General features: G+C 61.2%; 23 protein-coding genes. 8 read left to right on the top strand and 15 right to left on the bottom strand.

The annotated features are described in order from the left end of the window. On the bottom strand, positions 1-488 hold a 488-nt coding region (uraD, locus tag JOZ76_RS19025; protein ID WP_291700755.1), incomplete at its 3' end, for a 2-oxo-4-hydroxy-4-carboxy-5-ureidoimidazoline decarboxylase. Positions 489-497: 9 nt separating this feature from the next. After that, positions 498-1,433: an allantoinase PuuE gene (gene puuE / locus JOZ76_RS19020; protein WP_291700753.1), complete on the bottom strand. Its 936-nt coding sequence runs from the start codon at positions 1,431-1,433 to the stop codon at positions 498-500. 244 nt (positions 1,434-1,677) lie between these two features. Here puuE and JOZ76_RS19015 point away from each other — a divergent pair, with 244 nt between their 5' ends. Continuing rightward, complete coding sequence (locus tag JOZ76_RS19015) at positions 1,678-2,865, top strand: urate hydroxylase PuuD (protein WP_291700751.1); 1,188 nt, start codon at positions 1,678-1,680, stop codon at positions 2,863-2,865. Positions 2,866-2,886: 21 nt separating this feature from the next. On the opposite strand, the gene JOZ76_RS19010 is transcribed toward JOZ76_RS19015, so the two are convergent. Further along, entirely contained in the window at positions 2,887-3,522 is a 636-nt protein-coding gene (locus tag JOZ76_RS19010) for a helix-turn-helix transcriptional regulator (RefSeq protein ID WP_291700749.1), read from the bottom strand. A 293-nt stretch (positions 3,523-3,815) separates the two neighbouring features. On the opposite strand from JOZ76_RS19010, the gene JOZ76_RS19005 reads away from it, so the two are divergent. Beyond that, positions 3,816-4,766, top strand: coding sequence for a type IV secretion system protein (locus JOZ76_RS19005; RefSeq protein WP_291700747.1), 951 nt, complete (start codon positions 3,816-3,818; stop codon positions 4,764-4,766). A gap of 49 nt (positions 4,767-4,815) precedes the next feature. Beyond that, the gene (locus JOZ76_RS19000; RefSeq protein ID WP_291700744.1) at positions 4,816-4,953 is read left to right on the top strand and encodes a hypothetical protein; all 138 of its coding nucleotides are present in this window, start codon (positions 4,816-4,818) and stop codon (positions 4,951-4,953) included. A 560-nt stretch (positions 4,954-5,513) separates the two neighbouring features. Here JOZ76_RS19000 and JOZ76_RS18995 read toward each other — a convergent pair. Then, entirely contained in the window at positions 5,514-6,968 is a 1,455-nt protein-coding gene (locus tag JOZ76_RS18995; RefSeq protein WP_291700742.1) for a carbohydrate porin, read from the bottom strand. 436 nt (positions 6,969-7,404) lie between these two features. On the opposite strand from JOZ76_RS18995, the gene JOZ76_RS18990 reads away from it, so the two are divergent. Beyond that, complete coding sequence (locus tag JOZ76_RS18990) at positions 7,405-9,027, top strand: inorganic phosphate transporter (RefSeq protein WP_291700741.1); 1,623 nt, start codon at positions 7,405-7,407, stop codon at positions 9,025-9,027. A 426-nt stretch (positions 9,028-9,453) separates the two neighbouring features. Here JOZ76_RS18990 and JOZ76_RS18985 read toward each other — a convergent pair whose 3' ends face one another. After that, positions 9,454-9,867 (bottom strand): winged helix-turn-helix transcriptional regulator, encoded by a 414-nt coding sequence (locus tag JOZ76_RS18985; RefSeq protein ID WP_291700739.1) that lies wholly within the window; start codon positions 9,865-9,867, stop codon positions 9,454-9,456. Positions 9,868-9,909: 42 nt separating this feature from the next. Between JOZ76_RS18985 and JOZ76_RS18980 the strand changes: the two genes are divergently transcribed. From JOZ76_RS18980 to JOZ76_RS18970, 3 genes are all read left to right on the top strand, one after another. After that, a complete protein-coding gene (locus JOZ76_RS18980) occupies positions 9,910-10,383 on the top strand; it encodes a nuclear transport factor 2 family protein (RefSeq protein WP_291700737.1) in 474 nt (157 codons plus the stop codon). A gap of 3 nt (positions 10,384-10,386) precedes the next feature. Further along, positions 10,387-10,611, top strand: coding sequence for an Lrp/AsnC ligand binding domain-containing protein (locus tag JOZ76_RS18975; protein ID WP_291700735.1), 225 nt, complete (start codon positions 10,387-10,389; stop codon positions 10,609-10,611). Positions 10,612-10,937: 326 nt separating this feature from the next. Beyond that, positions 10,938-11,888, top strand: a complete 951-nt coding sequence (locus JOZ76_RS18970; RefSeq protein ID WP_291700733.1) for a helix-turn-helix domain-containing protein — start codon at positions 10,938-10,940, stop codon at positions 11,886-11,888. 171 nt (positions 11,889-12,059) lie between these two features. Here JOZ76_RS18970 and JOZ76_RS18965 read toward each other — a convergent pair whose 3' ends face one another. Then, positions 12,060-13,127, bottom strand: a complete 1,068-nt coding sequence (locus JOZ76_RS18965) for an SDR family oxidoreductase (protein WP_291700731.1) — start codon at positions 13,125-13,127, stop codon at positions 12,060-12,062. Positions 13,128-13,217: 90 nt separating this feature from the next. Further along, complete coding sequence (locus JOZ76_RS18960) at positions 13,218-14,306, bottom strand: 2,3-butanediol dehydrogenase (protein ID WP_291700728.1); 1,089 nt, start codon at positions 14,304-14,306, stop codon at positions 13,218-13,220. A gap of 630 nt (positions 14,307-14,936) precedes the next feature. On the opposite strand from JOZ76_RS18960, the gene JOZ76_RS18955 reads away from it, so the two are divergent. Then, positions 14,937-15,722, top strand: a complete 786-nt coding sequence (locus tag JOZ76_RS18955) for an SDR family NAD(P)-dependent oxidoreductase (RefSeq protein WP_291700696.1) — start codon at positions 14,937-14,939, stop codon at positions 15,720-15,722. A gap of 111 nt (positions 15,723-15,833) precedes the next feature. Here the strand turns inward: JOZ76_RS18955 and eboE are convergent, their stop codons facing one another. The 8 genes from eboE to JOZ76_RS18915 all read right to left on the bottom strand — a co-directional run. After that, positions 15,834-17,030 (bottom strand): metabolite traffic protein EboE, encoded by a 1,197-nt coding sequence (eboE, locus tag JOZ76_RS18950; RefSeq protein ID WP_291700694.1) that lies wholly within the window; start codon positions 17,028-17,030, stop codon positions 15,834-15,836. A gap of 17 nt (positions 17,031-17,047) precedes the next feature. Then, a complete protein-coding gene (locus JOZ76_RS18945) occupies positions 17,048-19,588 on the bottom strand; it encodes an ATP-binding cassette domain-containing protein (protein ID WP_291700692.1) in 2,541 nt (846 codons plus the stop codon). Between the two features lie 77 nt (positions 19,589-19,665). Beyond that, complete coding sequence (locus tag JOZ76_RS18940; RefSeq protein ID WP_291700690.1) at positions 19,666-20,730, bottom strand: substrate-binding domain-containing protein; 1,065 nt, start codon at positions 20,728-20,730, stop codon at positions 19,666-19,668. A 48-nt stretch (positions 20,731-20,778) separates the two neighbouring features. Then, the gene (locus JOZ76_RS18935) at positions 20,779-21,750 is read right to left on the bottom strand and encodes an ABC transporter permease (protein WP_291700688.1); all 972 of its coding nucleotides are present in this window, start codon (positions 21,748-21,750) and stop codon (positions 20,779-20,781) included. Positions 21,751-21,888: 138 nt separating this feature from the next. Beyond that, complete coding sequence (locus tag JOZ76_RS18930; protein ID WP_291700686.1) at positions 21,889-22,869, bottom strand: zinc-dependent alcohol dehydrogenase; 981 nt, start codon at positions 22,867-22,869, stop codon at positions 21,889-21,891. Positions 22,870-22,898: 29 nt separating this feature from the next. Then, complete coding sequence (locus tag JOZ76_RS18925; RefSeq protein WP_291700684.1) at positions 22,899-23,906, bottom strand: Gfo/Idh/MocA family protein; 1,008 nt, start codon at positions 23,904-23,906, stop codon at positions 22,899-22,901. Positions 23,907-24,345: 439 nt separating this feature from the next. After that, the gene (locus JOZ76_RS18920; protein ID WP_291700682.1) at positions 24,346-25,503 is read right to left on the bottom strand and encodes a CobW family GTP-binding protein; all 1,158 of its coding nucleotides are present in this window, start codon (positions 25,501-25,503) and stop codon (positions 24,346-24,348) included. 12 nt (positions 25,504-25,515) lie between these two features. Then, positions 25,516-26,523, bottom strand: a 1,008-nt coding sequence (locus JOZ76_RS18915) for a M24 family metallopeptidase (protein ID WP_291700680.1), incomplete at its 5' end; no start/stop codon positions are given.

Here is a 26,523-nt window from a genome sequence, read left to right as displayed (position 1 = left end):
AGCGCCGCGATCCGGCAGATTTCCGTGATCGCGTTCTCCATCTCGGCAGCCGCGCCGTTCGGCAGGCGGCGCTCAAAATCCCTGAGGATGGAATCTCTGGTGTGGCGACGCACGCATACGATATAGGGAAAGCCGAATTTGGCGCGGTAGGCGTCGTTGACGCGCTGGAATGCGTCATATTCCGCATCCGACAGCCGGTCTAGGCCGGCGCTGTTCTGCTCGGCATTGGAGTCCGCAGTCAGACCCGCGGCGCGCTGCGTCTTGCTGGCGAGATCCGGATGCGCCCGGATCAAGGCGAGGCGCTGCTCAGGCGGCGCGCGTTCCACCACCGCTCTCATCGCGTCGAACAATTGCTGCACGCCGGCGAACGGCCCGAGGCCTGCAGCCTGCTCGGCGATGTCAGGCGAATATTCAAACACGTTGCCGAGCGCGGCGACGAAGCCGGCGGTGTCGAGTGCGTTCAACTCTGCCAATGCGATGGGCGACATGGCCTGCCCTCAACCGATGCTCGGCGCGCCCGTGGCCAGATGCGCAAGGTTCTCGTGCCAGTGCTCGGCGATTTCGAGCCGGGTCGGCACCCAGACACGGTCATGCATCTGCACATAATCGAGAAACCGCATCAGAGCAGCGGCACGGCCGGGACGGCCGACCAGCCGGCAATGCAGGCCCACTGACATCATCTTCGGGCTCGTCGCACCTTCGGCGTAAAGCACGTCAAAACTGTCCTTCAGATAGGTGAAGAACTGATCGCCGCCGCCAAACCCCTGTGCATTGACGAAGCGCATGTCGTTGGCATCGAGCGTATAGGGAATGATCAGTTGCGGCGCTGACGGCCCTTTGATCCAATAAGGCAGGTCGTCGGCATAGGAATCGCAGAGATAAAGAAACCCGCCCGCCTCCATCAGAAGCCGGATCGTGTTGCTCGAGGAGCGGCCGGTGTACCAGCCGCGCGGGCGGTGCCCCGTTGCCTCGGTGTGCACACGGATCGCTTCCGCAATCTCGCGCCGCTCCTCGGCTTCAGACATGTCCTTGTGCTCGATCCATTTCAGGCTGTGGCTGGCGATGTCCCAGCCGGCCTCCTGCATGGCGGCGACGACTTCCGGATTGCGCATCAGCGCGGTAGCAACGCCGAACACGGTCGTTTTCAGCTTGCGCTCGGAAAACATCCGCCACAGCCGCCAGAAACCGGCCCGCGAGCCATATTCGAACATCGATTCGATGTTGGCGTGGCGTTTTCCGGGCCAGGGCTGCGCACCCAGCACATCGGACAGGAACGCCTCCGAGGCCTGATCGCCATGCAAGATGTTGTTCTCGCCGCCCTCCTCGAAATTGACCACGAACTGCACCGCAACGCGCGCGCCGCCGGGCCATTTCGGATCGGGCGGATTGCGGCCGTAGCCGCGGAGATCGCGGGGATATGAGGACTCGGTCATCTCTGCATCTCTGCGTGATTGAGATCACCTGCATCCTTCGCAGTCGCGCCGGCTCGACGCAAGGGCCAATCTCGCCGCCGATGCACGCGCGATGGGCAGGGACTGCCCGATGGAAACGCTGGAAAAGGCCATCGATCGATGCGACAGATTGTGGCGGGACCTTCGGCTTCGTCCGCCGAACCGCCGATGCAAACGCATGACGTCGCCGGGACAGCTGGGCTCGGCGTGACAGATGGAAACGGCGATGTGGGGAACGATCCTTTCCGAATGGCTGAGCCTGATTTTGCGCTGGCTGCATGTGGTGGCAGCGATCGCCTGGATCGGCAGCTCGTTCTACTTCATCCATCTCGATCTCAGCCTGAAGCCGCCCGAGAAACTTCCCAAGGGCGTGCAGGGCGAGGCTTGGCAGGTTCATGGCGGCGGGTTCTACCGGATCATGAAATATCTGGTCGCGCCGGCACAGCTGCCGAGCGAACTGACGTGGTTCAAATGGGAGGCCTATACCACCTGGCTCTCCGGCTTCGCGTTGATGGTCGTGGTGTACTACCTCGACGCCGATCTGTTCCTGGTCGACAAATCGATCCTCGATCTCACGCCGCTGCAGGCGGGCCTGTTCAGCTTCTGCAGCCTCGCGCTGGCCTGGCTGCTCTATGAGGCCGCCTGCCGCAGCGGGCTTGCCGCGCACGAACTGCCGTTTGCGATCGGCGGCTACGTTTTCCTGGTCGCCCTGACCTACGCCTTCACGCATGTGCTGAGTGGCCGCGGCGCCTTCAACCAGATCGGCGCAATCATCGGTACCATCATGGTCGCCAACGTCTTTGCCGTCATCATTCCGAATCAGAAGAAAATCGTCGCAAGCCTGCTCGCAGGGCAGACGCCCGATCCGAAACTCGGCCAGGCCGGCAAGGAGCGCTCGGTCCACAACAACTATCTGACCTTGCCGGTCGTCGTTCTGATGATCAGCAATCATTATCCGCTGCTGTTCGCGACCCGCTACAACTGGCTGATCGTCGCGATCGTGCTCGCGCTCGGCCCGATCATCCGCCACTTCTTCAACGAGCGGCATGCGGGCCGCGCCTCGCCATGGTGGGTGTGGGGCGTTGCCGCGTTCGGCATGACCGCAATCGCGCTGCTGTCGGCCGCGGGCCCTCGCGACGCCAAGGCCGCGCGCGCGGCGCCAGCCTACGCCGAGGTCGAGGAGATCGTGCTGTCCCGCTGCAGCATGTGTCACGCGGCCGAGCCGGTGTGGAGTGGCATCGTCACGGCGCCGAAGGCTGTGCTGCTCGACAATGCCGAGCACATAAAGCGCAATGCGCGGCTGATCGGGCGCGTGGCTGCCTGGTCGAGCGCGATGCCGCCGGGCAATGTCACCGAGATGACGGCCGAGGAGCGCGCCGTGCTCGCGGCGTGGGTGGCGGACCAACGTCTGTAAGAGGCCCGCCGGCGTCTTCGTCTAATGTGCCTGGGAGGCGCCGCTGAGTTCGAGATAGCGCCGGATCAGTTCGGCCGCGCTCCGCAGGCCGGTCTTCTCCCGTGCCCGGCGCAGATGCGTATAGACTGTGGTGATGCTCACCTGCCGGTCGCGGGCATAGTCGGCCGGGCTCACGCCCATGCTCAGCGCCTGCACCAGGTGGACCTGCGCATGGGTGAGGCCATAGAGATCCTGCAGGATGCGGCCGGTCGAGACCCGCCGCTGCGTTGGATCATGGACCATCAGCATCGCGACGACGCCGATGTCACGCTCGGCGCTGTGCGCGTTGATCAGCGGCCGGACTGAAATCGTGCACGGCGGCAAGCCGTCCTTGCGCTCGATTGCAAAATCCAGCAGCGTCGACGACCTTGCGCCGGAGGGCCGGCGGCTCCGGGTCAGGGCCGCGGTAATCCGGCTTCGCAGTTCCGGCGTGTAAAATCTGACGACATCGCGGTCGACCGAGAAGATCCGGCCGCGCGCTGCCAGCACGTGCAGCGCCCGGTTGGCAAATGCGATGGTGCCATCGTGCCTCAGCAGGGCAATGCCATCGTCAAGAAGATCGAGCGCGGTCTCGAGCAGCGCTTCGCGGGAGGATGTGGTCTTCGAATCGGTGCTCATCGAAATGACCGGGTTCCCTCTGCATCGATGCAAGAGTTGCGCCGGCGCGATGGTGCAGAACGACTTTGGTCATAATGTATCCTCCGCGCGGAGAACTTTGTGATCCAGTTCATAGTCCTCAGGAATATTACGGAGCTTTACCCGAAATCTTAACGTACGGTTGCACTTACACGACGATCCTCTCGCGAGTTGAAGGATAAACAGGCGGTAACACTTTCCTCCTTCGACGAGAGGACGATCATACCCCTCAAGTGCGGTATTGTTCGACCGTCACGCACGCACGGAAGCAGGCCATGACCGCCGTTATCGTCGATCGCTTTGAGGACATCTTCAGCCGCTATGTCGATTCCGGACTGGGCCTGCTTGGGCCGGGGCTGAACCACCTCGTGGTCCTGCTCATCGCGCTCGAGACGATCCTCGCCGGGCTCGTATGGGCGCGCTACCACCAGAAGGGGCTGAACAACAGCCTGGCGGCGAGCGCGATCTCGGCCGGCGCGTTCGCCGTGCTGCTCTGGTATCCGCAACTTCTGAACCTGATCCTGGCCAATTCCTATACCAGCCTCGGACTGCCGCCGACATTTTCCCCGGACAGTCTGTTGCGGCCAAGCCAGCTCGTCAAAGCAGGCGTCGATGCCGGCGGCAACCTGCTTGCAGCCGCCAATGTGCTCGAGCACGCCTCGCTGTCCGACCATTTCGTCGAGATCTTGGTGTTCCTGATCGCCGCCTGCGCCGTGCTGACCGTATTCTTCATCCTTGCGCTACGGCTTTTCGTCGCATTGCTTAACCTGAAGCTGGTGGCGCTGGCCGCTTTCGTGCTGTTTCCGTTCGGCGTCTGCGGCCAGGCCGTGGATCGTACCAAAAGACTCCTCGGGGCGGTCGTCGACGCCGCGGTCGAGGTTTTGGTGCTGATGGCCATCGTCGGACTCGGAACCACCTCGTTCGGCGAGATCGTGCACGGACTCTCCGCCCGGCTGTCACCCGATGACGCCCTGGTCGAGATGCTGGCCGCGTTTGCGCTGCTGGCGCTCGGCATGTTCGGCAGCAATAGCGTCTGCGGTTCGATCACGAGCGCATTGCGCCGATACGGCACCGAGCTGGAGGCCGCGTCCCAGCATTTTCCAGCCGTCTCGCGCAAGATCGCCGCCTCGGCGCTTTCCGCCAGCTCGCCGGCGGGCGCGGTGACCCACAATGGGCTCGCGTTCGGCACCCCGGAACTCGCCCCGATCCGTGAAGCGGCTGATTGAAGGTTTTTCGACGCCGCGGCAGGTTGAGCTTCCAAATGACGATGATGCCATGAAGCCATGGCGGGCCAAGGCGCCGCCCGGGCGGTTGCTTGCACTATTCTGGGCCGCTGCTGCGGCTGTTGCGACACTCGGCTGGCTCTACCTCCTCTATCGGATCGCTTGGTCTCTCGGCCAGGTCATCCAGTGAGCGCCTATGCCGGAAGCAAGACGAACCGCTCGCCAGATGGCCGTATGCAATATTCCAGCGTTGCCAGCTGCTCGCGCCAAAAAGCCGCGGCATCGTGACTGGCCCACCCGCGCGGAAACGATTGCAGGATCGCGATGCGTCCTTTTCTTCGTTGGTGTTCGCAGCATCAGGTTGAGCTGCCATCGATGCGGCAACCTCACAATTCCTCTAATTGACTCCATCCGAATGCGGCGTAGTTTCGTCGCGGGCCGCGACGAGGTCTCCCACGCCAGCAGAGCCAGAGCGGGTCGCTCCCGCCAGCGCCAGTCAAAGTGGGGCGGTTCCACGCGTGTGGTGCACCTGGAACGGCGCTGGCAACAGCGCCGTTCTTGTTGCAATAGTCTGCATTGCGCCCGAACTGCACGCGTCAGCCCACCCGATATTTCTGACGGGCCGGGACCACGACTTCTGATCTTGGAATGATCCGCTTTTTGATCGACGATATCGCTAGATCGGACAAGGGCGGCTGGCGGAGAGAGTGTCGGTCAATCCCCAATGATGAAAAAGCTGTTTACGGGCTCCTAGAATTTGACAGTGGTGCGCAGGCCGAACACGGTCGCGTTCTTGAGCCCTCGTCCTGCCAATGGTCCCGAGGGATCGGTCGCCCCTCCTCCAGGACGGATGACGTACTGGACGTTGGGCTGGAATGTCCAGCCATCGCGCACCTGATACTGATAAACCGCGGTCAGCAGCCCTTCAAAGCTGCGTATTGGCCAGTTTGGATCGATCAAGGCCCGGTAATCGGCATCGAGGGCCTGCGCACGTCTCGAGACATGCGCATAACCGGCGGCGATGCCGAACTTGTCATCAGGCCGGCTATCGATGAGTCCGACGAATTCCACGCCGGCATCACCATAAAGATCGATGAGGTTGCGATCGGCCGGCGCACCTGACAGCCGTGCGAATGCGCCGATGCCCCGATCATCACTGTGCGGCACGCGATAGAGTTGCTGCTCCAACACCGCCCATCCGCCGACATCGCCGGACAACAGCAGGGGCGTACCGCTGCTCACGGGCGCCGCCAGCGATACGCCGTTTGAGGCGAGCCGTAGATCGGCGAAGGAGCCCAAATGACGCCAGCCCCCAAACTTTATCTGACCGGCGAGGTTGGGATCGCCTTTCTTATTGTTCCAGGCATACTGGATTTGCCCAAGAAGCAGCGGCGGATCGTTGACGCGAAAATTGATCCCATAGCGGTCGCGCTCCTGGGGATCGCCGGACCCAGGGCCCGCCTGGTTGCCGTCGAAGATCCCACTGAGAACGGACAGTTGGTCGGTGATGTTGACAAGCAGCCGGGTGCCCATGGCCGCTAAGGGTGGCGAAGGTCCTCCGCTTGGCAGATCAAGTGATGTGATCGCCGGCCAGCCCATGGAGGCGTTGGTGAAGACGTCAGTATATTTGGTGTTGAAGAACTCGCTGTCGGCAGCAAGCTGACCGAATTTCAGCGAAACCTTCTTGTCGCCCCACTGCTTCTCGAAATACGCTTCGTACAATCGCGTGGATGGCAGCGCTTCGATGCCGCTGACCACGAAGAAATTCCCTAGATTGCTGCGCGACAATCCCTCACCATGAATCTGAAACATGTTCGCGTGGAACGTGAGCTTGTCGATGCCAACGAGTTTTTGCAGATCGACATCCACCGCGAGGTTCAGCCGTCCTTCATAAATGGCGCCTTGTTTCAGTCCGCCGGAGATATTGCCAAGCGTCTCTCCGATGTAGGTGGTGGCAAACTTGATCCCATATTTTTGCAAGGGGTTTGGCAGAATCCCCAACGTTTTTTCCTCAACGGTGCTTTCGCCGGTGTCAGGGTCTGCCGGCTTGTCATCATCGGTCTTCTTGTCTTCTTGAGCGAGCGCGTGGGTGGCCGCAAGCAGAGCGGCAAGCAGGATCGTACGCGCCAGGTCTCGGATGCTGTTGTTCAATGCGGACCAACGGTGGAATTGACCGGCCCTTGTGCGGCTGAACCATTGGGACATGACGGCGCGCCCGATTCAAGAGGAGTGGTCGGCAAGCCCACACTATTGGGCTCGTAGTGGGCGACCTCCGACTAGTCACCTGTGACTGCGCTCGTGCCCGGTTCCGCAGTGGCCTCGGAGATGGACCTTGGCTTCACCGGTCGCACGTCCTGGCCGCGCCATTGCTCGCTGTCGAGGCCGTCGTGACAATGTTGGATTGGTCGCCTTAGCGGCGTCGCTCTCGTGGACATGATTTACCAGACCATTCCGAGGCGTGGCATAGATCGCGCGAGCACGCACCCCCGGAATAGGGAACTTCTCCAACCATGGGACATTGGTGGGCGAAGCCTCACAGCCAGGTCGCCACAGCGTAGTTCTGAGAAGTAATGTTTTCCAGGGCTTGTTCCGAGCATCCTTTTTGTCAGGAGGGTGTCATCACTGTCGATGGGAGATGTGCATGTCCAATCTCGCCCTGACCGATGCACCAGTGAACACGCGGGCCATCGCCAGGCCGAATCTAGACCGCAAGCCGCACATCAGTGTGATCGCGGTATTCGCGCTCTTCCTCGTCAGCGGGATTGGTTACGCGGCGTATGGCATCTTCACCGATACGAATAGTGTCGGCGAGCCGCTGGCGCTGAGCGCTCTGCTCCTGCTCGGCATCGCCCTCATGATCGCGCTCGGCTTCGAATTCGTTAATGGCTTCCACGACACGGCAAATGCCGTCGCAACCGTCATCTACACGCACAGCCTCCCGCCGCTCACTGCGGTGATATGGTCGGGGTTTTTCAACTTCCTTGGCGTGCTCGTCTCTACGGGTGCGGTGGCGTACGGCGTCATCACACTGCTGCCGGTTGAACTGATCCTTCAGGTCGGCAGCGCCGGCGGCTACGCGATGATCTTCGCGCTGCTTATTGCCGCGGTGATCTGGAATCTGGCCACATGGTCAATGGGCATTCCGAACAGCTCCTCGCATTGCCTGATCGGGTCGATCATGGGCGTCGGCCTCGCCAATCAGTTGTTGGCGCCGGCTGGTCAAGGGACGTCCGGAGTCGACTGGTCGCAGGCGGTGAGCGTCGGCAAGGCGCTCCTCTTTAGCCCAGTCATTGGCTTCGTCCTGTCCGGGCTGTTGCTGCTTCTGTTGAAGGTCATTGTTCCAATTCGCAGGCTGTACGAAGAGCCAACGGGTACCGAGACGCCCTGGTGGATCCGCGGCATCTTGATTCTCACCTGCACGGGCGTGTCATTCGCCCATGGAGGCAATGACGGTCAGAAAGGCATGGGGCTCATCATGCTGATCCTGATCGGCGTGGCGCCGACAGCCTATGCGCTGAACCGCACAATGCCGGACTCGAGCACGCCGGCCTTCATCGACATTACGAGCAAGGCGAGCGCGGTTTTCGCCGCACATGCCCAGGACGCACCGCAGGGCAGCCCCGAGGATGCGCGCAACGTGATCGGCACCGTGCTCAAGACTCGCGACCTCAATCGCCCCGCCGTTTACGCGGCGCTGGCTTCGCTGTCCAACGAGATCGCGAATGGGGTGAAGAGCTATGGTTCCATCAGCCGAATACCAGCAGCGGCCACGCCAAATATGCGAAACGACATGTATCTCGTGTCCGATGCGATCCGTCTTCTGCCCCAAGCCGGCGCCCACTTCAGCGCGGAGGAAGCCGCAGTCTTGAAAGACTATCGTGCGAGCCTCGAAGCCGGCACCCGCTTCATCCCCAATTGGGTGAAGGTCTCGGTTGCCATTGCCCTGGGGCTTGGCACGATGGTGGGCTGGAAGCGCATAGTTGTGACAGTCGGCGAGCGTATTGGCAAACAGCATCTCACCTACGCCCAAGGAGCTGCAGCCGAGATCGTCGCGGCCGGAACAATCTTGGGCGCCGAGTTTTACGGGCTGCCGGTCTCGACGACGCATATACTTTCGAGCGGCGTGGCCGGCACCATGGTGGCCAACGGCTCAGGGCTGCAGCAGGCAACCCTGAGGGCAGTCATTCTGGCATGGATCTTGACGCTTCCCGCCGCGATGCTGATCGCCGGCTGTCTCTACTTCGTCCTACGGGCTTTGTTATGAACGTGCAGCCGGCATCAAAACTGAGCTCAACTAGCATGGCTTGATGCCAGACCGCCGGAATATGCGCACCGCCCCCACGTGCCAAAGCGCGCCCGAATGCAGTCGGGCTGGGCTTTCTGGAACGAGCTCAGTCGAACTTCCACGGGCGGGACCGGAGCGGCCGCCGGCCTCGTCCGCGAACAGGTCGCGTCGATCGGCGGGCTCACCGAGGCATCGTCGAGTTTGAGCGAGAGATCGTCGCGGCCTCTTCGGATGGCATCGGTCAGGCTGCTCCAATTTCGGTCGATTGTGCAGAGTTGGGCGTCATGCGGAGTGGTGCGCTTTGAACGCCGTAGTCGGACGTCTGTCGACCGCAGCGCGCCTAATCTCCGGGGAGGCTGGGCGGGCCTTGCAGCCTGGCGTCCCAGGCTGGAGCAAGCTATCACTTTATTGCGGCCTGGCCGCGCTGGCCCGCTTGGCCGGCGCAGACGCCTCTCGCTTTGAGAGGAGTTCACTCGTCTCGTGTGCTCCAGTTTGGCCCCAGGCAATGATTTCCTCGATGACCGGAATAAGCCGCGAACCAAGGTCCGTCAGGCAATATTCCACCTTGGGAGGCACGCCGCGGTACTCCTTCCGTTGGATGAGTCCTCTATGCTGGAGTTCCTTGAGTTCGCGGCTGAGAATGCGGGGCGTCACCGGTTTTCCCTGGCACGCAATCACAAGTGACTGCCGGATTTCACCGTAACGGCGCGTCCCCGCGATCAGGGTCCATAGCGTGCGAAGTTTGTAGCGTCCGCCGGCGATCCGATCGAAGGCAATCAACGGACATAATCGAAGCGAAGGATCTTTGGCGACGGGCATTGAATCCTCCTGTCGTTTCAGTGAATGCGCTTAGTATCATTTTTGTCCGTACTTGCAAAACCGTACCTGCATGGGCAGAGTTACGGTGAACGTTCAGCCACCGAGGAGATTCAGATGTCTGCATCAAGCGAGGTCGTGGCAGAGTATATTCGAGCGGTCGGCGAGGGGCGGTTCGATCGCGTCGCTTCGCATCTTCATCCTGACGTCGAATTTTCGAGCCCCGGTCTTGCGACAATCAGTGGCGCGGAAAGCTACCTTGCGGCGCTGAAGCGCCTCAGCGTCATCATTTCGCGTAACGACATCCATCGGATTTTTGTCGATGGGGACGAGGCCTGTATCATCTATGATTTCGTGACGGATACTCCGGTCGGAGCGCTTCCCAGCGTCGAGTGGATTGCGCTGAAGGATGGAAAAATCAAGTCGGTGCGACTCATCTTTCACAGCCTGGAGTGGCCCGCCGTAAGAGAGGAAGCGCTCCGCCGAGCCAAGGCTGCAACGGCAGGATCTGCTCTTTGAGCCTTGCTTGTCTTCTGCCGTGGAATCCGCGCCAATACAAAATCGCGCGCGATCGTTGCGCCGGCTTTTGCGGTGCGCATGCATGTCGTGGTGCAGGACACGCAGCACCTCAAGGACTTGGCCCTTGATCAGTTCACGAACCGGCCTGGTGTTACTCGTATCGAGACCTCAATCATCTTCGATGCCCGAAGAAGGTACGAGCTGCCGGTATTCCGTCCGTTGCGGTGAGCTGCTGCGCGGAAAGCGGTGCACGTTGAACTCGAAATCGGCCTCCTGGGGTCGCAAACAGCCGCGTGGACGTATGATATCAACGCGCCCTCGCCCAGGCCAAGCGCGACAGCCGTCCGCTCGAAGACAGGACGAAGTATTGAGCGCCCTACCGTCACGGCCAAGCGCGAAGCCAAACGCCACTTTCGGTTGTGGATACATGGCACATCGGCTGTAACGTCATGTAGACGAAATACGTGAAGCATCGGGCGGAACTGTTTTCGGGACGGCAGATTGTAACCGTAGGTTGATCGGCGTTTGGCTAGGCGCAACGTTTGGAGCAAGCAATGCTTGCATCCTATCGCGTCATCCAATCCTGCGTTGCGGACGAGATCGAGGCGGCGTGTATCGAACATTGCCGCAGCAACCGTGTTGACATAACTGATGCTGCAGCAACTGCCGAGTTTGTGACGAACGTCGCGCGATTCGAGCACGGCCTGTTGAGCTTCTGTAGGTATCATGCTCCGATAGTCGCCGGCTTCAATGAGGCCGACTGCACACGGCTGAACTACCATATGCGTGAGGGCAGCGCAGTCTGTCTCGAAGGGGAAACGTCCGAGATCATCTCGTGTCGAACCGGTTGCCTGATCCCTGCCGGCCGCCGTTGGCGTGCGCGCCATCGGAGAAAACTCGAGGATCTCGCTGTTCACATTCCGACAACGGTGCTGCAGCGCAAATACGCAGCCTATCTCGGGCATGATCGTCAAGTGCTGGACGTCGTGCAGCCGTCAGCGGTGGATCCAGACGGTGCGGTACAGTTGCGGCGGGTCATTTTCGGCTTCGCAAAGGCCGTAGAGAACGCGGAGAAACCGTTCTTGCCGAACCTTGTCGTCGCCTCCCTCGACGATATCAGCCTCAGAATGCTGGCTTGCTTCAGCCAGGAAGTCCAGACAGCAGCGTCGAAGCCCGCAGCTCCCTCACAGGTGCAGATCGGCCGTGTGGAACAGTATCTCGTCGCCCATTACGCCGAAGCTCTCACGATTGAAACGTTGGCCAGGATCTCCGGAGTGAGCGGGCGCAGCGTCATCAGTTATTTCCAGATGAAACATGGGTGCACGCCGCAGCAATATCTCGACCGCGTTCGCGTTCAGATGGCCCATTTGGAGCTTCGCGTTTTCTCGGGCAATTCGGTCGAATCCGTCGCGTTGCAGTGCGGCTTTCCGAGCCTGGGCGCGTTCGAGCAGAGCTACCGGCAGCAGTTCGGCATCGCTCCGGGCGCTCGGTACACAGTTCATTGAACGTGTCCGATAGCGTTGCCACTTTCAGCCAATCGTCCTGAAGGGAAGCCTATCGGCGTCGACCTCGATCACACTCGCTGCAAATCGTTTCAGGTGCACTCGCAAGCGGATCAGGCGAAGCGTGATCGAGCCACTCGCCTTCATTCGAACACCGGTTGGCTTACAGAGAAATCAGGGAATGACCTTGTCCTGCCGCAGCGTTGTGAACAGATCGTGGAATGCGTCTTCCGTGCTCTGGAATGCGGAGAATCCCAGTCTGCGACTCGCGGCCATGTCCGTCATGACCTCGATCGGTCGACTAAGGTCGAGGTCGGTGTGCCAGGGGGACGCCACTCGCCAGAGATCCGCTTCGACGAGGCCATATTTGCTTGCCATGGCTCTCCATATCTCCGCATCGCTGGCCATTTCCGCCTCCAGCGGTGCGATCTGCCCGGCAAATCCCTCGGACGCGACGCCGAACCATTTGGCGATACGCGGCCACATCCAGCTCCATCGGAAAATATCACCGTTGGTGATGTTGTAGGCGCCGTTCTTCGCAAGGCCGTTGGTGCTCGCCCAGACGAGTTGCTTCGCAAGAATGCGGGTATCAGTCATGTCGGAGAGACCGTTCCATTGCGCGGCGCTGCCCGGAAACTTGAAGCGCCTTCCGGTTTCCTTACAGATGGAGGCATACGCGGCGAGGGTCGACCCCATGTTCATTGCGTTGCCGATCGCCTTGCCAATGATGGTGTGCGGTCGATGAATGCTCCAAGTGAAGCCATCTCGTTTCGCAGCCTCATAAACCTCGTCCTCCTGGCTGTAGTAGAAATTGGGGATGTCGAGGCGTGGTTGCTCTTCGCGAACTGGCGTCAGCGGCAGAGTTCCGCTCTTCACATAGGCGTCGAACGGACCGAGATAGTGTTTGAGGCCGGTGACCAACGCGACGTGCTGCACGCGGCCGGCCCGTGAAAGTGCGTTCAGCAAGGTCCGCACCATGCCAGCGTTGACCCTGATGTTTTCCTCTTCGTTCGCCTGGCGTGACCATGTCGTGAAATAGACGTGGGTTGGTGTCAGTCCGAGCACTGCTTTGTTCACGTCTTCGGCGTCAAGCAGATCGGCGGCGACATGGGTCACACCTTTGGTCAGCCCCTCAGCCTTCCTTGAAAGCCCGAGCACGTCAGCGCCGCGATCGACCAGCTCCTGCGATACGCCGCGTCCAGCGATACCAGTGGCGCCCACGACCAGAGCCGAAATTTGCATGGCTTGCTCCATCTTTGCCGAGGGGCGCTGCTCTGCGGGAAGGTCGGGCTGCCGCGGATCGGCGCATGTCGAGGTTCGATTGCGACTTGGTCAGGTCATATTGACCATGACCTTCATTTCCTTGCCGCTTGGATTGAGCAGGGAGCGAAAGCCCTGCTCGACGATCGCCTCCGGTTCGATGCGCCCGGTGATGATCTTTTCGACCGGCAGTTTGCCGCTCGAGACCATCCGCATGACACGAGGCCACATCGTCACTTCATAGCACCAGGTCGCCTCGATCGTGATGTCCTTGAGCGCCCAAAGCGCCGGGTCGACCAGCGCCTTCTTCACATGCAATCCCGTCTGGACGACGGTTCCGTGGTTTCTCACGGCCTCGACGCAGGTGTTGAGAGCCGCCTCAAAGCCCGAACATTCGATCGCCGAATCGACGCCGACGCCTTCTTCGGTGTTTTCGCGGATATAGTCGACGACGTTGACCGCCTTCGGATCCAGGATGGCCGTCGCGACGCCCATATCTTCGATGTGCTTACGGCGATTGGCGTTCGGCTCGGAGACAAAGATCTTCGATGCGCCGAAGGCGCTGCAGATCAGTACGACAAGAGCCCCAATTGGTCCGGCGCCGGTAATGAGAACGGTGCTGCCGCCCGTGACCTTGGCGCGATCGACGCCGTAGAGCGCAACGGCCGTCGGCTCAACCATCGCCCCCTGCTCGTCGGTCACATTCTCGGGAAGAACGTTCGCATTATAGTCGTTGATGACGGCCAATTCGCTCATCCCGCCCCAGGCCCAACTGAGACCGATGCATCCCATGCTGGGACTGAGATGATTAAGTCCGCGGCGGCTGTAGTAGTCATCGAGCGGCATCACGAGCGGCTGAATGGACACGCGATCGCCTTTCCGAACGCGCGTCACCGACTTGCCGGCCTCGATGACCTCGGCCGAGAATTCATGACCGAGAATTTGCGGAAGCACGGCTCCGGTAAACTTGTGCGGCACTCTGGGGGTGACGATAGGCCCGCCGGCGAACTCGTGGAGGTCCGTGCCGCAGATGCCACAGGTCAGCGGCTTCACGAGCACTTGGGAATCGCCGAGTGCGCTCGGGGCCGCGACATCTTCGACGCGCACATCTTCTTTTCCGTAGAATCGAACAGCCTTCATGCTGGCCTCCATATCGGTCATTTTCCTGCCGGATGCCGCCTCATCCGCAGACTCCCATCATCGAGCAGTCGAGACGCGCTCCATCCGCCACGAGCATTCGAACGCGAGCCAACTGTGGACATGCCAGTCCCTCGGTCACCTTGGAATGCCAAGCACACAGGATTGCGGCGCATGTTCTCCACCGCGCCGCCGCAGCGAAAGCTCCTTCCGGTGTGATGCAAAAGCTGCAATGCAAGTCGGCGCGCCCCGAAAGAGAGCCAGGATCGGCCAATCGACGGGCGCGCTACGACCCGCCGCATCAAGCGTAAGGCGGGCGGAGTTCCCCAAAGCTCGTTTCCGCCAGCCAAACAACCCAGAAAACAGCGAGTTCTCCGACAATCCGCCTCCCAATTTGCCAGTTGTGAACGCTTACGGAGGGGACCTCCGGACGTTCATCCAGCCTTTGCCTAGCTATAGCCCTCCGTGCCGCCTTGGCCGCTTCCCTTTTGTCCAGATTGAATATTTCCCCGATGAGGCCGACTCGGCGATAGCGGGAAAATTCGTCATTTTGAACATTACCACTGTATGCCGCCCATCGTTGATGCGACTAGCCTTTTGCCCAAACACAAGGCCCCCGCTCGCGCGGAGAGCCAGACCATGGGAGGAGATGCGATGTCACGGCTCGACGGCAAGGTCGCTATTGTTACGGGCGGTGCGCAGGGAATCGGCGAGGGAATCGCAATCCGCCTCGCACAGGAAGGGAGTGCCATCGCGATAGCCGACCTGAACGGCGACAAAGCCAAGTCGGTAGCCCACGCCATAACCAGTCAAGGCGGCAAAGCGATCGGCATCGCGGTGGATGTTGGGAACCGCGCGCTGGTGCGCGCAGCGATCGAAGAGACGGTCAGCGCGTTGGGCCGGCTCGATATCCTGTTCAACAATGCCGGCTTCAACAAGCCGCTACCCTTCATGGAGGTAGACGAGGCCAATTTTACGTCGATCATGCACGTCAACGCCTGGGGCGTCCTCGTGTTTACCCAGGAAGCCGCGCGGCAAATGGTGGCGCAGGGCCACGGTGGCAAGATCATCAACACCGCCTCGATCGCCGGACGGCAAGGCTACGCCGAATTTGCTCCCTACTGCGCCAGCAAGGCGGCTGTGATTTCGCTCACTCAGGCCGCCGCGCGCGAACTCGCAAAGCACAACATCACGGTGAACGCCTTTGCACCTGGCGTGGTCATCACGCCGCTTTGGGATGGCCTCGAGCAAGACATGATCGACAAAGGAGTGATCAAGCAGAAAGGAGAATTCATCGAGAGCTTTTCGTCGAGCATCCTCGTGGGGCGGCCTTCGAAGCCGGAAGATCTCGCAGGGATTGCGGCGTTTCTGGCTTCAGCCGACTCCGACTACATCACCGGGCAGGTGATCATGTCGGACGGGGGGATGGTGCTCGTCTGAATTCGCGCACGCGCGAAGCAGGTGAACTGGAAGGGCTCTCGGATTGCACTTGGACGGCACATCGCGGCCGTCGCGACCTTGACGACGCCTAAAAGGGGACGCCCGCCTCAATCAAACCAATTGGTCGCGAACCCATTCAAGTTCGCGCACGAGATAGTCCACGAGGTCGCCACTCCTGAGCTCCGGGGGCAGTACATCCCACGTGTAGGTCTCGATCTCGATGTGAGCCGAGAGCGGGCTAGCCTTGTGAACTTTCAAGGCTTCTTCGATGGCCTGGCGGGTCGTCTTGAAGAGGTTCACCTCGTCGAGGAACACCGGCACATGGAAATGAATCCGCCACTCGCACGGACGTGGGTTCTTCTCCCAGGCCCCAAGCGCCATCGGCAGATCGAGGAAGTGCGAAAGGCGGCCCTCATGGCGTTCGATGGTCTGATGCAGATAGATCGGGTCGTCGAACGCGCGCAAGGCCTCCACAATCTCCTTCGTCACCCTCGGGATTCGCAGCGCCGAGGCCGGCTGCAGTTTCAGCACCGGGACCCCCGCTCCGCGCAGATTAGCCAGCGACTCTGCGATGTCTTCGTATTCCACGGCCTGATGACAGATGTCGTAGACAGCGCCGAGGTGCCTGTGCAACGCCGCGTCGCTTTTCGCTCGAGACCAGCCGGTCCGCTGCGCCAGCGCCTCTACGGATGCATTCGAATACAAATGGGTCTCGAAATAGTCGATCAATTCGCTCGTCAATTCGAGATAACAGGATGGCTCCGGTTCCAAGGCCAAGGTGACCGTTCGCCCGGTCTTCTCTTCGAGATTTGAGAGGTAAGCAACCAGGGTGTGCAACTGTCGGGTATAGGATTCTACCACTGCGGAGCCCGTAACGCGCGGCTTGTACCCAAGCGGGGGCGACTGAATCGACGGCTCGATATCGGGAGGGGCCAGCGCGGCCAGAATATCGGCGACAAGCATGGTGTACGAAGCACGGTCGTCCGTCCGCCAATCCGGCTCGTAAACCTGCTCCTTGACCCGCTCGCCTTTGAAAGCCCCATAGGGAAACGCGTTCGCCGTAAAGACATACAGGTCGTTCTCGGTCAAGAACGCCTTCAGCTTCTCCAGTTCGGCGGGCTCGCTCGCCAGCGTTCTCGCAGAATCCGCAGAGAGCCGCAGGCACACGCCGAATGGCTTGTCGGGGCTAACTCGACGCTTCACTGCCGGCAAATAGCGGTTGAGGCTATTCCAGAGCTGCTCCCAGGTGTCAGCCGGATGCACCAGCGTCGAATAGGTCAGATGACCGAGATTTCCGGCGAGCTTCATGTGTCCAACGCGCCCTTTCAGCCGCGGCCACGTTCGCGCACCGCCGCATAGATCAGCGCGGCGATCATGACGAGCGCTCCCTGAAAAACGTATTGGTAGGTCTGCGACAGCCCCAGAAATGCAGCAGCGCTGAGAACCTCGGTAAGTAGCAGTGCGCCTAGCGCCGTCCCGATGAATGTGCCTCGTCCGCCACGCAGGCTGGTGCCACCGAGAACCACTGCCGTGATGCTCGACAGCGTGTAGTTCACGCCCTGCTGCGGGTCCCCGACCCCGATTTGAGCCATCAGCATCACGGCGCCAAGCGCCGCAAGAAGCGAGCTGCCAATATAACCGACGACAACTATGCGGTCGATTCGCAGTCCAATCCGCCGTGCCGACTCCTCGTCGGACCCGACCGCCCGAAGCTGCCAGCCGGGTCGGGTGTTCCGCAGCGCATACTCGGCACCCAGGACGAGTGCGACCAGCACGACAAAGGCTAGAGGAATCGGCCCAACCTGCATGGTAATGACCTGCACCACGGATGCGTTGATGTACCCGCCTGGCCCGTCGCGAAGAAGGAAGCTGAACCCCTGGAGGCCGATATACATCGCCAGGGTCGCGGCAATGGGCGTGAAATTCGCAAACCTGACAAGACAGCCATTGATCGTGCCGATGGCCAGGGCGCCCGCAACCATCAACACGAATCCCGCGAGGATGATCGTCCACGGCTGGCCATCGTTCACGAAGAACGATGCAACCACGACCAGAAAGCCTGTCAGCGGGCCAACCGACAAATCAACGCCGGACAGCAGGAGCGCAATGGTCTGTCCGACCGCGATGAAACCGAGGGCGGTTGACAGGGTGAGGATGTTGGCAACGTTGAACGACGACAGAAAATTCGGGTTTTGACTGAACCCAAAGAGCGCCAGGAGAACGGTGACGATCGCCAGCGGAACGGCCGGCGCGTTGTCCGTCTGGACAAAGTGTCTCCATCCGCCCCGCGCCGCCGCGCCATCGCCTTGCGAATCCTCGTCTCGGGCGTCGATGTGACGCTCGGCGCCCAGGGCCGCCGCGATGATGTTGGCCTCGGCGACATCGTTGCCCGCCAGGGTCCGTACGATACGTCCCCTGGACATCACGACGACCTTGTCGCACAGCCCTTCAAGCTCCATCGCATCGGACGAATTGATTACGACGGGCGTTCCCGAATTGGTGATTTCTCGCAAGATGCGATAGATTTCGGCCCGCGCGCCGACATCGACGCCCTGGGTCGGTTCGTCAGCCACAATCAGCCTTGGCTTGGATAGCAGCGCACGGGCCATGACGACCTTCTGCTGGTTGCCGCCCGAGAGCGACGTCACCGGCGCCTCGATACTCGGAGCCTTCACGGCCAACGAAGTGAACGCCTTGGCGACCTGGTCCAGCTCTTTCGTGCGACGAAGAACCCCCAACGAGCCAAACGTCTCCAGAGCCGCCATGGACGCATTTTCGCGAACCGACAGGCTGCTGGCGAGGCCTTCGGCCAATCTGTCCGATGGCATGAAGGCGGCTTCGCGCAGCAGATCGTGGTGCGTGAGAGAATGGCCGTCCAGACGGACCGTGCCGGTCGACGATTCCAGACCCGCCAGCGCCCGCATCAACTCGGATTGGCCGTTGCCTGCAACTCCGGCCACCCCGATGATCTGTCCGCGCGAAACATCGAAGCTCACCTGCTTGAACTTGGGCCCGCTGAGCGACTCGACGGAGAGCTTGACGTCTGCCGAGAGGTCCATCGCCTTTGGCGGAAAGGTCGACCCGAGCGTGCGGCCTATGATCATGCTCAGGAGGCGCTCGTCGGTCACGTCGGCAACCAGCGCCCCGCCCCGCACACGGCCGTCACGCAGGACGGTAACGCGATGCGCGATCTGGCGAATCTCCGCCAGTCTGTGCGTGATATAGATGACCGATGTTCCGGTCTTCACCACCGCCCGGATGCGGTCGAACAGCATCTCGGTTGCGTCCTGATCCAGCGAAGCTGTCGGCTCGTCGAGGATCAACACCTTGGGCCTTAGTGCCAAGGCCTTTGCTATTTCGAGAAGTTGCTTCTGCGCGACCGTCAGCGAGTCGCCGCGCGACTGCAAGGGGACATGCAGACCAACCGCATTCAGCAACTCCTCGGCAACGTCACGCGGCGCTCTTCCCGCGAAAAGCGATTGCGGCTGCGCGACCCGAAGGTTGTCGAGCACGGACAAATCGTCGAGGATAGCAGGGTGCTGATAGGAAATCGAAATTCCGAGTGCAGTCGCCGTTTCGGGAGACATCGGCGACACCCGTCGGCCTTCGAACTCGATTTCGCCGGTGTCCGGCTGGTTCACTCCGGAGATGATGCTCATGAGCGTCGACTTGCCGGCTCCGTTCTCGCCGAGCACGGCATGGACCTCGCCTGCGTAGAACTCGACGGTCACATCAGAGAGCGCGGCGATGCCGGAATAGGACTTTGAAATTCCTGACAGCCGAATGGATGCGGCACCGTGCGCAGCGAGTGCGGGCACAAGATCTCTGACGTTTCGGGATTCGACTGCCAAAGCGCTGTTCTGCATTGCGCGACGATCTCTTGCGGTCGCATGAGAGGGATGCGGCCCCGGATCGGAAGCTTCCGCCGGGGCTCGCAAAAGACTTACTTGTTGATCGCCTTGGTCTGTTCGTCGGCCTTCATCTCGGCCGAAAGATAGATGTCGCCGGGTAGATCCTTGCGGCACTGCACGGCGCTCGGCTTGCCGGTAACCGAATTTTCGAAGTTGGGCGCCTTGAAGGTTTCTTCCTTCGGCAGCTCTCCGCCGGTCGCCTTGGCCACGGCCCACTGAACCGCCAGACGCGCGTTGTCGTTGCCGGTCGCGACGGTGAACAGTTTGAAGTCCGGATTGTCCTTGTTGTTCTCGGTCCAGAAGCAGCCGAGAACGTTACCGTCGGACGTGGCGAGCGCGGGGATGGACCGGCCGGACTTCTTGAAGAGCGGAAGCGCACCGACCAACGATGGGCCGAAGTCGGAAACGATCACATCAATCTTGGGGTTTTTCGCGATCTCCGCGGTCAGAACCTGCTGCGTCAACGCGGGGTCCCAGTTCGTTACATCGAACGGCGCGGGATTGAGGAACTTGTACTCAGGCCCGAGAACGGATTTGAGACCTTCGAGTTCGTCCTTGCCCTGACTGTTGCCGGCCGGACCGCTGAGAAAGAGCAGGTTGCCGCCCTGGGGCAGAATGCTTTTGATCCAGTTGCCCCAGCTCACGCCATCGTCCTTGAAGGACGCGCCGACGAACTTGGTGTAGTTCTTGCCGGCTTCGCCGCCGACCTCGACGCGGTAGGGCACGACGACCTTTCCGGCCTGGTAAACGCTCGTCAGCGTGGGCAATACCGCCGGGCCTGCATCGCCGAAGACGACCAAGGCGTCAATGCCGCGCGCGGCCATGCTCTTGATGTCGGAGATCGCCTTTTGGGTATTGCCCTGCCCGTCCGCGTATTGATAGTCGGTGATGCTGGGGCACTTGGCGGCTTCTTCCTTCGCGGACGTCGTCGTGATCCGGCGCCAGCTGTTGCCGCCGAAGCCGTCAAGCAGCGCAATCGTGGCCTTCTTCGGGCCGCACCACGCTGGCGTATCGGCATACGTCGCCGAAGCGCCGAGACCTAGCATCGCGACCGCCGCGCCAAGCGCGATGCCACCTTTAGGAATTGAGAACTTCATATTCTTCCTCCTCCTCATCTGCCAGTTGCTTTGTTGGGCCTTGTTGCTTCAACGAAACGAGTACACGGCGATGCCAAATCCGAGCGCGAGCGCTTGAATGATCGTCTGGGCCGAATAGGGCACACCGACCGCCAGCGCGAATTGGTTCAGCTGAGTCAGAAAGAACGCGGACATCACTGTGGAGATCGGGAAGCCGCGACCGCCGATCAGCGAGGTTCCCCCAAGCACCACGACGGCGACGGACGGGAGCAGAAGCGAGTCTCCCTGGAAGGCCGTCGGCTGGTTGGTGATGCCAGCGAGCAGAATGCCTGCGAGGCAGTACAGCAGCTGAGCGTAGACATAAGCCATCGTCTGATGAAGTCGGACGTGAAGCCCAACGGCCCGCGCCGCCATTGGATTCGCGCCGATCGCTTCATAGCGGCGCCCGACGACCGTCTTCTTCATGACGAACGTCACGAGCAGCAGGATCGCGAGGGCGAAATAGATGGAGTGTCCGATCCCCAGCGTGTCTCCGCCCGCGATTGCCGCAAGCAAGGGGGTGGTCGTTCTCGGAATGCCGCCCGAAACGGCGAATACGCCGCCGTAGATCAAGGCGTTCATGCCGATCGTGGCCACGATCGCGTTCAGCCGCAGCAGGCCGACCATCACGCCATTCACGAGACCGGCTGCGATCGCACAACTCGCCGCCAGCAGCACCGCGGGCAGGAGGCCATCGTTGCTCCCGGCGGGAACGTGAGTCGAAATGACGACGGCCAGAGATACACCGCCGGCAACCGACAGGTCGAAACCACCCTGCTGTACGACCAGCATCTGCCCCAGTCCAACGATCGACAAGATGGCGGCAAAAGGCAGACTTCCGGCCAGGGAGCCATAGGTGACGCTGGACGGAGCGAACAGAAGGCACACCACGACGAGCGCGGCGGTCGAAATGACGACCGTCACGAACTCTCGCGACAACGAAGCGAAGTAGGCCCGCTGCGCAAGGGGTCGGCCGTCCACCTGTTCACTGATGATGTTCATCCGACTGCTCTCAGGCCGGACACTTTCCATGACCGCATGAATCCGTTCTTCTTACCGGCTTCACCGGGGCAGGCTGTGCTCGAAAGCGCATGTCGGTATCCCCTCGCTCATGTTCCCGCTCTCTCAGGCAGCCGGAGATCATGCGATCTCCAGCGTCACTTTGACGGCTTCTCTCAGGTTCTTGCCCTGCTCGAGCGCCTTCAAGGCATCGTCCAGAGCGAAACTGTGGGTCTGAATGGGCGACAGGTCGATGCCAGTCCGCTCAAGAAACCTGATGGCGGCAGGCCAGACCCCGGGCGATCCGATGCAGCCGCGCACGGTCAGGTTTTTCATCTGGATCTTGCCAAGCTCGGCCGGGATCTTGTGACCGATGTTGATCCCCACCATCGAGATCCGGCCTTCTGGTCGAGCGTAGTCGAACACGTTGCCCAGCGAAGAGGAATGGCCCGAGGCCTCGATGACAAGGTCGGCGCCGCCCTGCGTCAGTTCCTGCACCGCTTCGACCGGATCCCCCGCCGACGGGTCAACGGTCGCATCGGCACCCAGGCGTTTCGCGATGTCGCGGCGCAGCGGCACCGGATCGACCACGATCACGCGCGCGCCCATGCCGATGGCGGCCGCCGCCGTGACGAGACCAATGGTGCCCCCGCCCGAGACCACGACCGTCTCGGCAGCGTTGGGAGCTCCATTGCGCAAGACCGCATAGAAGCCGCAAGTGAACGGCTCGATCAGAGCCCCTTTGGCATCATCGACCGCATCCGGCAGCTTGTGCAGCCATTCGGGTCGGGCGGCGAAATACTCGCGGTTGGCGCCATCCATCGAAAAGCCGAAATGATGGATGCGTTCCGGGGTCTTGATCACGCACTCGCCGACCACGCGGTCACCCGACTTCAGGCCGGTGACGTTCTCGCCAACCTCGACCACTTCGCCCACCCATTCATGGCCTGGGATGACCGGGTAAGAAATCGGGATGATGTATTGGCCGGCGAGAAGCTCGTAGTCCGAGTGGCAGATCCCGACCCGCCGCGAACGGATCATGACCTCATTTGCCGTGATCGACGGCGACTGGACCTGCGAGATGATCGGCTTCTTCGGCTCGTCGAAGAACAGGGCTTTCATCGTTCTCTCCCTTGAACCATCGGGGCCTGTCAGGCCACGGCTTCGATCTTCCCGCTCAAGGCGGAGGCGAAGACCGCCTCAAGCAACGCAATATTGTCGACGAGATGGGCCGCCGTAATCGGATAGCTCTCAACGCCCCGAACAGCACGGGCGAAGGACACGAGATTGTCCTTCACCGGTTCAGCAGGTGGCACCTCTGCAGTCGTGATAGGGCCGCCGGCGGCCACGGAAGTGACGATCCAGCCGTCGGGCGCCTCGACGTGCGCCTTGTCGCGAATGTCGATCCAGCCTTTGGAGCCATAGACCGTGAAACGCGACATGAAGGGGTTGGCGAGCGAGGCCGAGACGTAAGAGGTGCCACCGCCCCGAAACTTGACGTAGGCTGCCACGGTGTCGCCTTGCGGCAGATCCGACGAGAGCTTTTCGCAGATACATAAGACGCTCTCTGCCGGGCCAAGAAGGCGCACAGACAGGTCAAGCAGATGGATCCCCGTGGCCGTCATCCCCCCAGCCGGGGCTTGGTCGGCCTTCAGGCGCCAGTTGTCACGGTCGAGCGTCAGGAATTTGTCGTGGCTGAAATTGGCTTCGATCTGGTGAATGCGGCCCAGTTCACCGGCGTCGGCTCTGGCCAACATGTCGGCGATCGGAGGCTCCCAGCGCCGCTCATGTCCCATCCCGAGAACGAGGCCAGCATCACGGCACAGGCGAACGGCCTTCACGGCGCCCGCCCTAGTCAGGGCCAGCGGCTTCTCGCAGAAAACGTGCTTGCCTGCTGCGACTGCAGCCTCGATCTGTGAGCCATGCAGCGAATGCGGAGTAGCCAGCACGACGGCTTCCACCGCAGGGTCGGTCAGCGCGTCCGCGTAGTCCGCCGACACCACGACGGCCTTGTCCTCGCAAAGCCCGCGCACCGCCTCGATATTCGGTTCAACTGCGCGCACGACGCGAATGTCCGCCGGTGCCGTCGCGAGCACATTGAGGATCTTCTTGCCCCACCAGCCCAGGCCGATGAGGGCGATGCCGACGGGCGAGGTCATGTGCGGCTTTCTTCGCGGCTTTCGTGGCCTAGAAAGTGCGAGCCACGCGGTTCGGTCAATCGCCCCGCGCAGCCGAGAGCCAGGCCACTGTAACCAAAGCAGCAAAAGCAATTGAGGTTCATCTCGCGCTCATCCCTCCCTTGCAGCCTTGTCGCCCAGCCTTGCCGCCGCACCGATCGAGAACCGCGCGCTTTGATGCATGCTGGCCCGACCGCCAAGGCTGATGCTAACAAGCCAAACAAGCCGGCCTTGCACTGAATTATTCAAAATGGATAAATTCGGCTCGGCCGGCCGGACTTACACAAACCCTGTCAACCATGCCCGCACCCATCGCCTGGGCAATCAATGGATACCGGGACCGGGCCGAGATGAAGACATGCGAGCGGTCGACGCTAAGCCGTCCGCTTCTTTCCGACCGCGGCCGGACGCCTCCGGATCATCATCCGTTCGAATTCGGCTTTCGCGCCTCGAAAGCGCGTCGCCCACGTGCACGCGCATTGAACGTGCGTTCGCTGACACGATCCAGCAGATCGATCATGTCCCGGAGGTTGTTGCGCACCACGCCTTGTGTGATGAACACGACGCGGGTCCGCTGATCCTCATCGGGCCAGTGGTCGAGCCAGGTCATGGTGTGAAGAAGATGTTGTGCGCCCTGGATGACGGCGGGACGGCCCGGCTCCTCGGCGATGTTCACGAGGCCTTTCACGCGCAGCAATCCGGTACCCAGATTTTGCGTGATGCCATCGAGCAGAAACTGCAGCTCTTCCCTGCACAGCGGGTTTTCGCGCGTGAGCACGAAACTCTCGATGCCCCGATCACCCAGATGTTTCACGTGATCATGACTGTGGGACTCATGATCGTGATCGCATTGCTGGCAACCGCCGGCGGCTTGCTGATAAGCTTCAACTTTGAGCCAAGCACGCGGGTCCGAAAGTGGATTGGCCGCGTCAAACCCTCGCGACGCCAACAGCGTCGCGACTGCCGAAGACGACCACGCGATGGTATCGATCTGGGCCGCGGGATTGATGCGGCGAAGGTCGCTCCGGATGACCGAGTCCTCTTCGTATTTGTCCCGTGCCACAAGATCAAGCTTGGTGATGCGGATCCGGTCCGCAAACGCGACCTGCCGCACCGACTCGTCGTGCTCCACCGACGTATTCCGCCAGTTGACCGCGTCGACGAGAGTGAGGACACTCGCGATGCGATAGAGACCATCCAGCGTCGGTTCGGAAAGGAACGCTTGCAGAACCGGTCCCGGCTCGGCCAGCCCGGAGGTCTCGATGACGACGTTGTCAAACGCAGGAATCTCCCCTGCCTGTCGTGCGTGGTAGAGCGAATTGAGTGTTCCAACCAAGTCGCTGCGGACAGTGCAGCACAGGCAGCCGTTCTCGAGAACGACCACGGAGTCCGAACTTCTGGCGAAAAGCTTATGGTCCAGTCCGACTTCGCCGAATTCGTTGACCACCACGACCGTCCTCGCCAGCTCTGGGGAGCGAAGCGCCGTATTGATCAACGTCGTCTTTCCGCTGCCGAGGAATCCGGTCACGAGCGTCACCGGAATACGACTCTTGGCGTCGATAGGCGCTTCGCCGGACACTCACGTCTCCGTCTAGAAGACTTCGCAACCCGGCAGCCCGCAGGAGATCAAGCGGTCGGAGGGGAAGTTGGTGATGATCTCACAGCCGTCACCCGTGACGACGACCTCTTCCTCGATGCGGGCGGCGCCCGATCCGTCCTCAGCGCCTTTCCAGGTTTCCAGCGCGAAGACCATGCCTTCCGTCAGCGGGCGGTTCTGGCCCCGGAAGCGCTTGGAAAAGATCGGCCGCTCCCACAGCGACAAGCCGACGCCGTGACCGTACTGGAGCAAGAAGGCTTCAGCCTCGTCGCGATAACCGAATTCCTGTGCATCCGGCCACACCGAAGCGACCTCATCGGGCGTCACACCGGGTCGGATCATGTCGATCGACGCGCTGATCCATTTGGAAGCGGTCTCATAGGCATCGATCTGATGCTTGTTCGGCTCGCCGCAGATGAACGTTCGATAATAGCAGGTTCGGTAGCCGTTGAAGGAATGCATGATATCGAGGAAGATCATGTCACCCGGCTGCACCATTCGATCCGAAAAGGTGTGCGAATGGGGTCGTCCGCGACGACCTGAAACGGAATTAACGCACTCGACACGCTCCGCCCCCATTCGGAACAACCGATCATTGGCGATTGCGACGAGCTCGTTCTCCTTGGTTCCCGGGCGGATCGCCCGCGCGATGTCGACGTAGGTCGCGTCAACCATGGCTGCCGCCATTCTCAACAATTCGATTTCGTCCTCGGTCTTGACTTCGCGCGCGTCCAACAAGGCCTGTTGTCCGTCGACCACCTCGATGCCTTCGGCCTCGAGCGCGCGGAGCATCCCGATCTCCATCATATCGATCCCGATCGGCTCCTTCTCGATGCCATATTGCACGAGTGCCTTCTTGATCTGCTTGGCGAAATCATGCTGCACATTGATCGAGGGCGGGATCGCCCCCTGCATCGTCGTAATCGGCGCAGCGACATTGTCGGAGATCCAAGGTGAGGAAATGCGCTTGGCCGGAGGCGCGGGATCCCAAAGATACGGTTT

The sequence above is a fragment of the Bradyrhizobium sp. genome, assembly GCF_019244115.1.
Taxonomy (GTDB): Bacteria; Pseudomonadota; Alphaproteobacteria; order Rhizobiales; family Xanthobacteraceae; genus Bradyrhizobium.
Note: the sequence above shows the minus strand (reverse complement) of the source record. Positions and strands in the feature narration are given on the sequence as shown.

Bases quoted from the DNA above. Each gene is read 5' to 3' on its own strand.
- puuE (WP_291700753.1), bottom strand. From the start codon at position 1,433: ATGACCGAGTCCTCATATCCCCGCGATCTCCGCGGCTACGGCCGCAAT.
- JOZ76_RS19015 (WP_291700751.1), top strand. From the start codon at position 1,678: ATGTGGGGAACGATCCTTTCCGAATGGCTGAGCCTGATTTTGCGCTGG.
- JOZ76_RS19010 (WP_291700749.1), bottom strand. From the start codon at position 3,522: ATGAGCACCGATTCGAAGACCACATCCTCCCGCGAAGCGCTGCTCGAG.
- JOZ76_RS19005 (WP_291700747.1), top strand. From the start codon at position 3,816: ATGACCGCCGTTATCGTCGATCGCTTTGAGGACATCTTCAGCCGCTAT.
- JOZ76_RS19000 (WP_291700744.1), top strand. From the start codon at position 4,816: ATGAAGCCATGGCGGGCCAAGGCGCCGCCCGGGCGGTTGCTTGCACTA.
- JOZ76_RS18995 (WP_291700742.1), bottom strand. From the start codon at position 6,968: ATGTCCCAATGGTTCAGCCGCACAAGGGCCGGTCAATTCCACCGTTGG.
- JOZ76_RS18990 (WP_291700741.1), top strand. From the start codon at position 7,405: ATGTCCAATCTCGCCCTGACCGATGCACCAGTGAACACGCGGGCCATC.
- JOZ76_RS18985 (WP_291700739.1), bottom strand. From the start codon at position 9,867: ATGCCCGTCGCCAAAGATCCTTCGCTTCGATTATGTCCGTTGATTGCC.
- JOZ76_RS18970 (WP_291700733.1), top strand. From the start codon at position 10,938: ATGCTTGCATCCTATCGCGTCATCCAATCCTGCGTTGCGGACGAGATC.
- JOZ76_RS18965 (WP_291700731.1), bottom strand. From the start codon at position 13,127: ATGCAAATTTCGGCTCTGGTCGTGGGCGCCACTGGTATCGCTGGACGC.
- JOZ76_RS18960 (WP_291700728.1), bottom strand. From the start codon at position 14,306: ATGACCGATATGGAGGCCAGCATGAAGGCTGTTCGATTCTACGGAAAA.
- JOZ76_RS18955 (WP_291700696.1), top strand. From the start codon at position 14,937: ATGTCACGGCTCGACGGCAAGGTCGCTATTGTTACGGGCGGTGCGCAG.
- eboE (WP_291700694.1), bottom strand. From the start codon at position 17,030: ATGAAGCTCGCCGGAAATCTCGGTCATCTGACCTATTCGACGCTGGTG.
- JOZ76_RS18945 (WP_291700692.1), bottom strand. From the start codon at position 19,588: ATGCAGAACAGCGCTTTGGCAGTCGAATCCCGAAACGTCAGAGATCTT.
- JOZ76_RS18940 (WP_291700690.1), bottom strand. From the start codon at position 20,730: ATGAAGTTCTCAATTCCTAAAGGTGGCATCGCGCTTGGCGCGGCGGTC.
- JOZ76_RS18935 (WP_291700688.1), bottom strand. From the start codon at position 21,750: ATGAACATCATCAGTGAACAGGTGGACGGCCGACCCCTTGCGCAGCGG.
- JOZ76_RS18930 (WP_291700686.1), bottom strand. From the start codon at position 22,869: ATGAAAGCCCTGTTCTTCGACGAGCCGAAGAAGCCGATCATCTCGCAG.
- JOZ76_RS18925 (WP_291700684.1), bottom strand. From the start codon at position 23,906: ATGACCTCGCCCGTCGGCATCGCCCTCATCGGCCTGGGCTGGTGGGGC.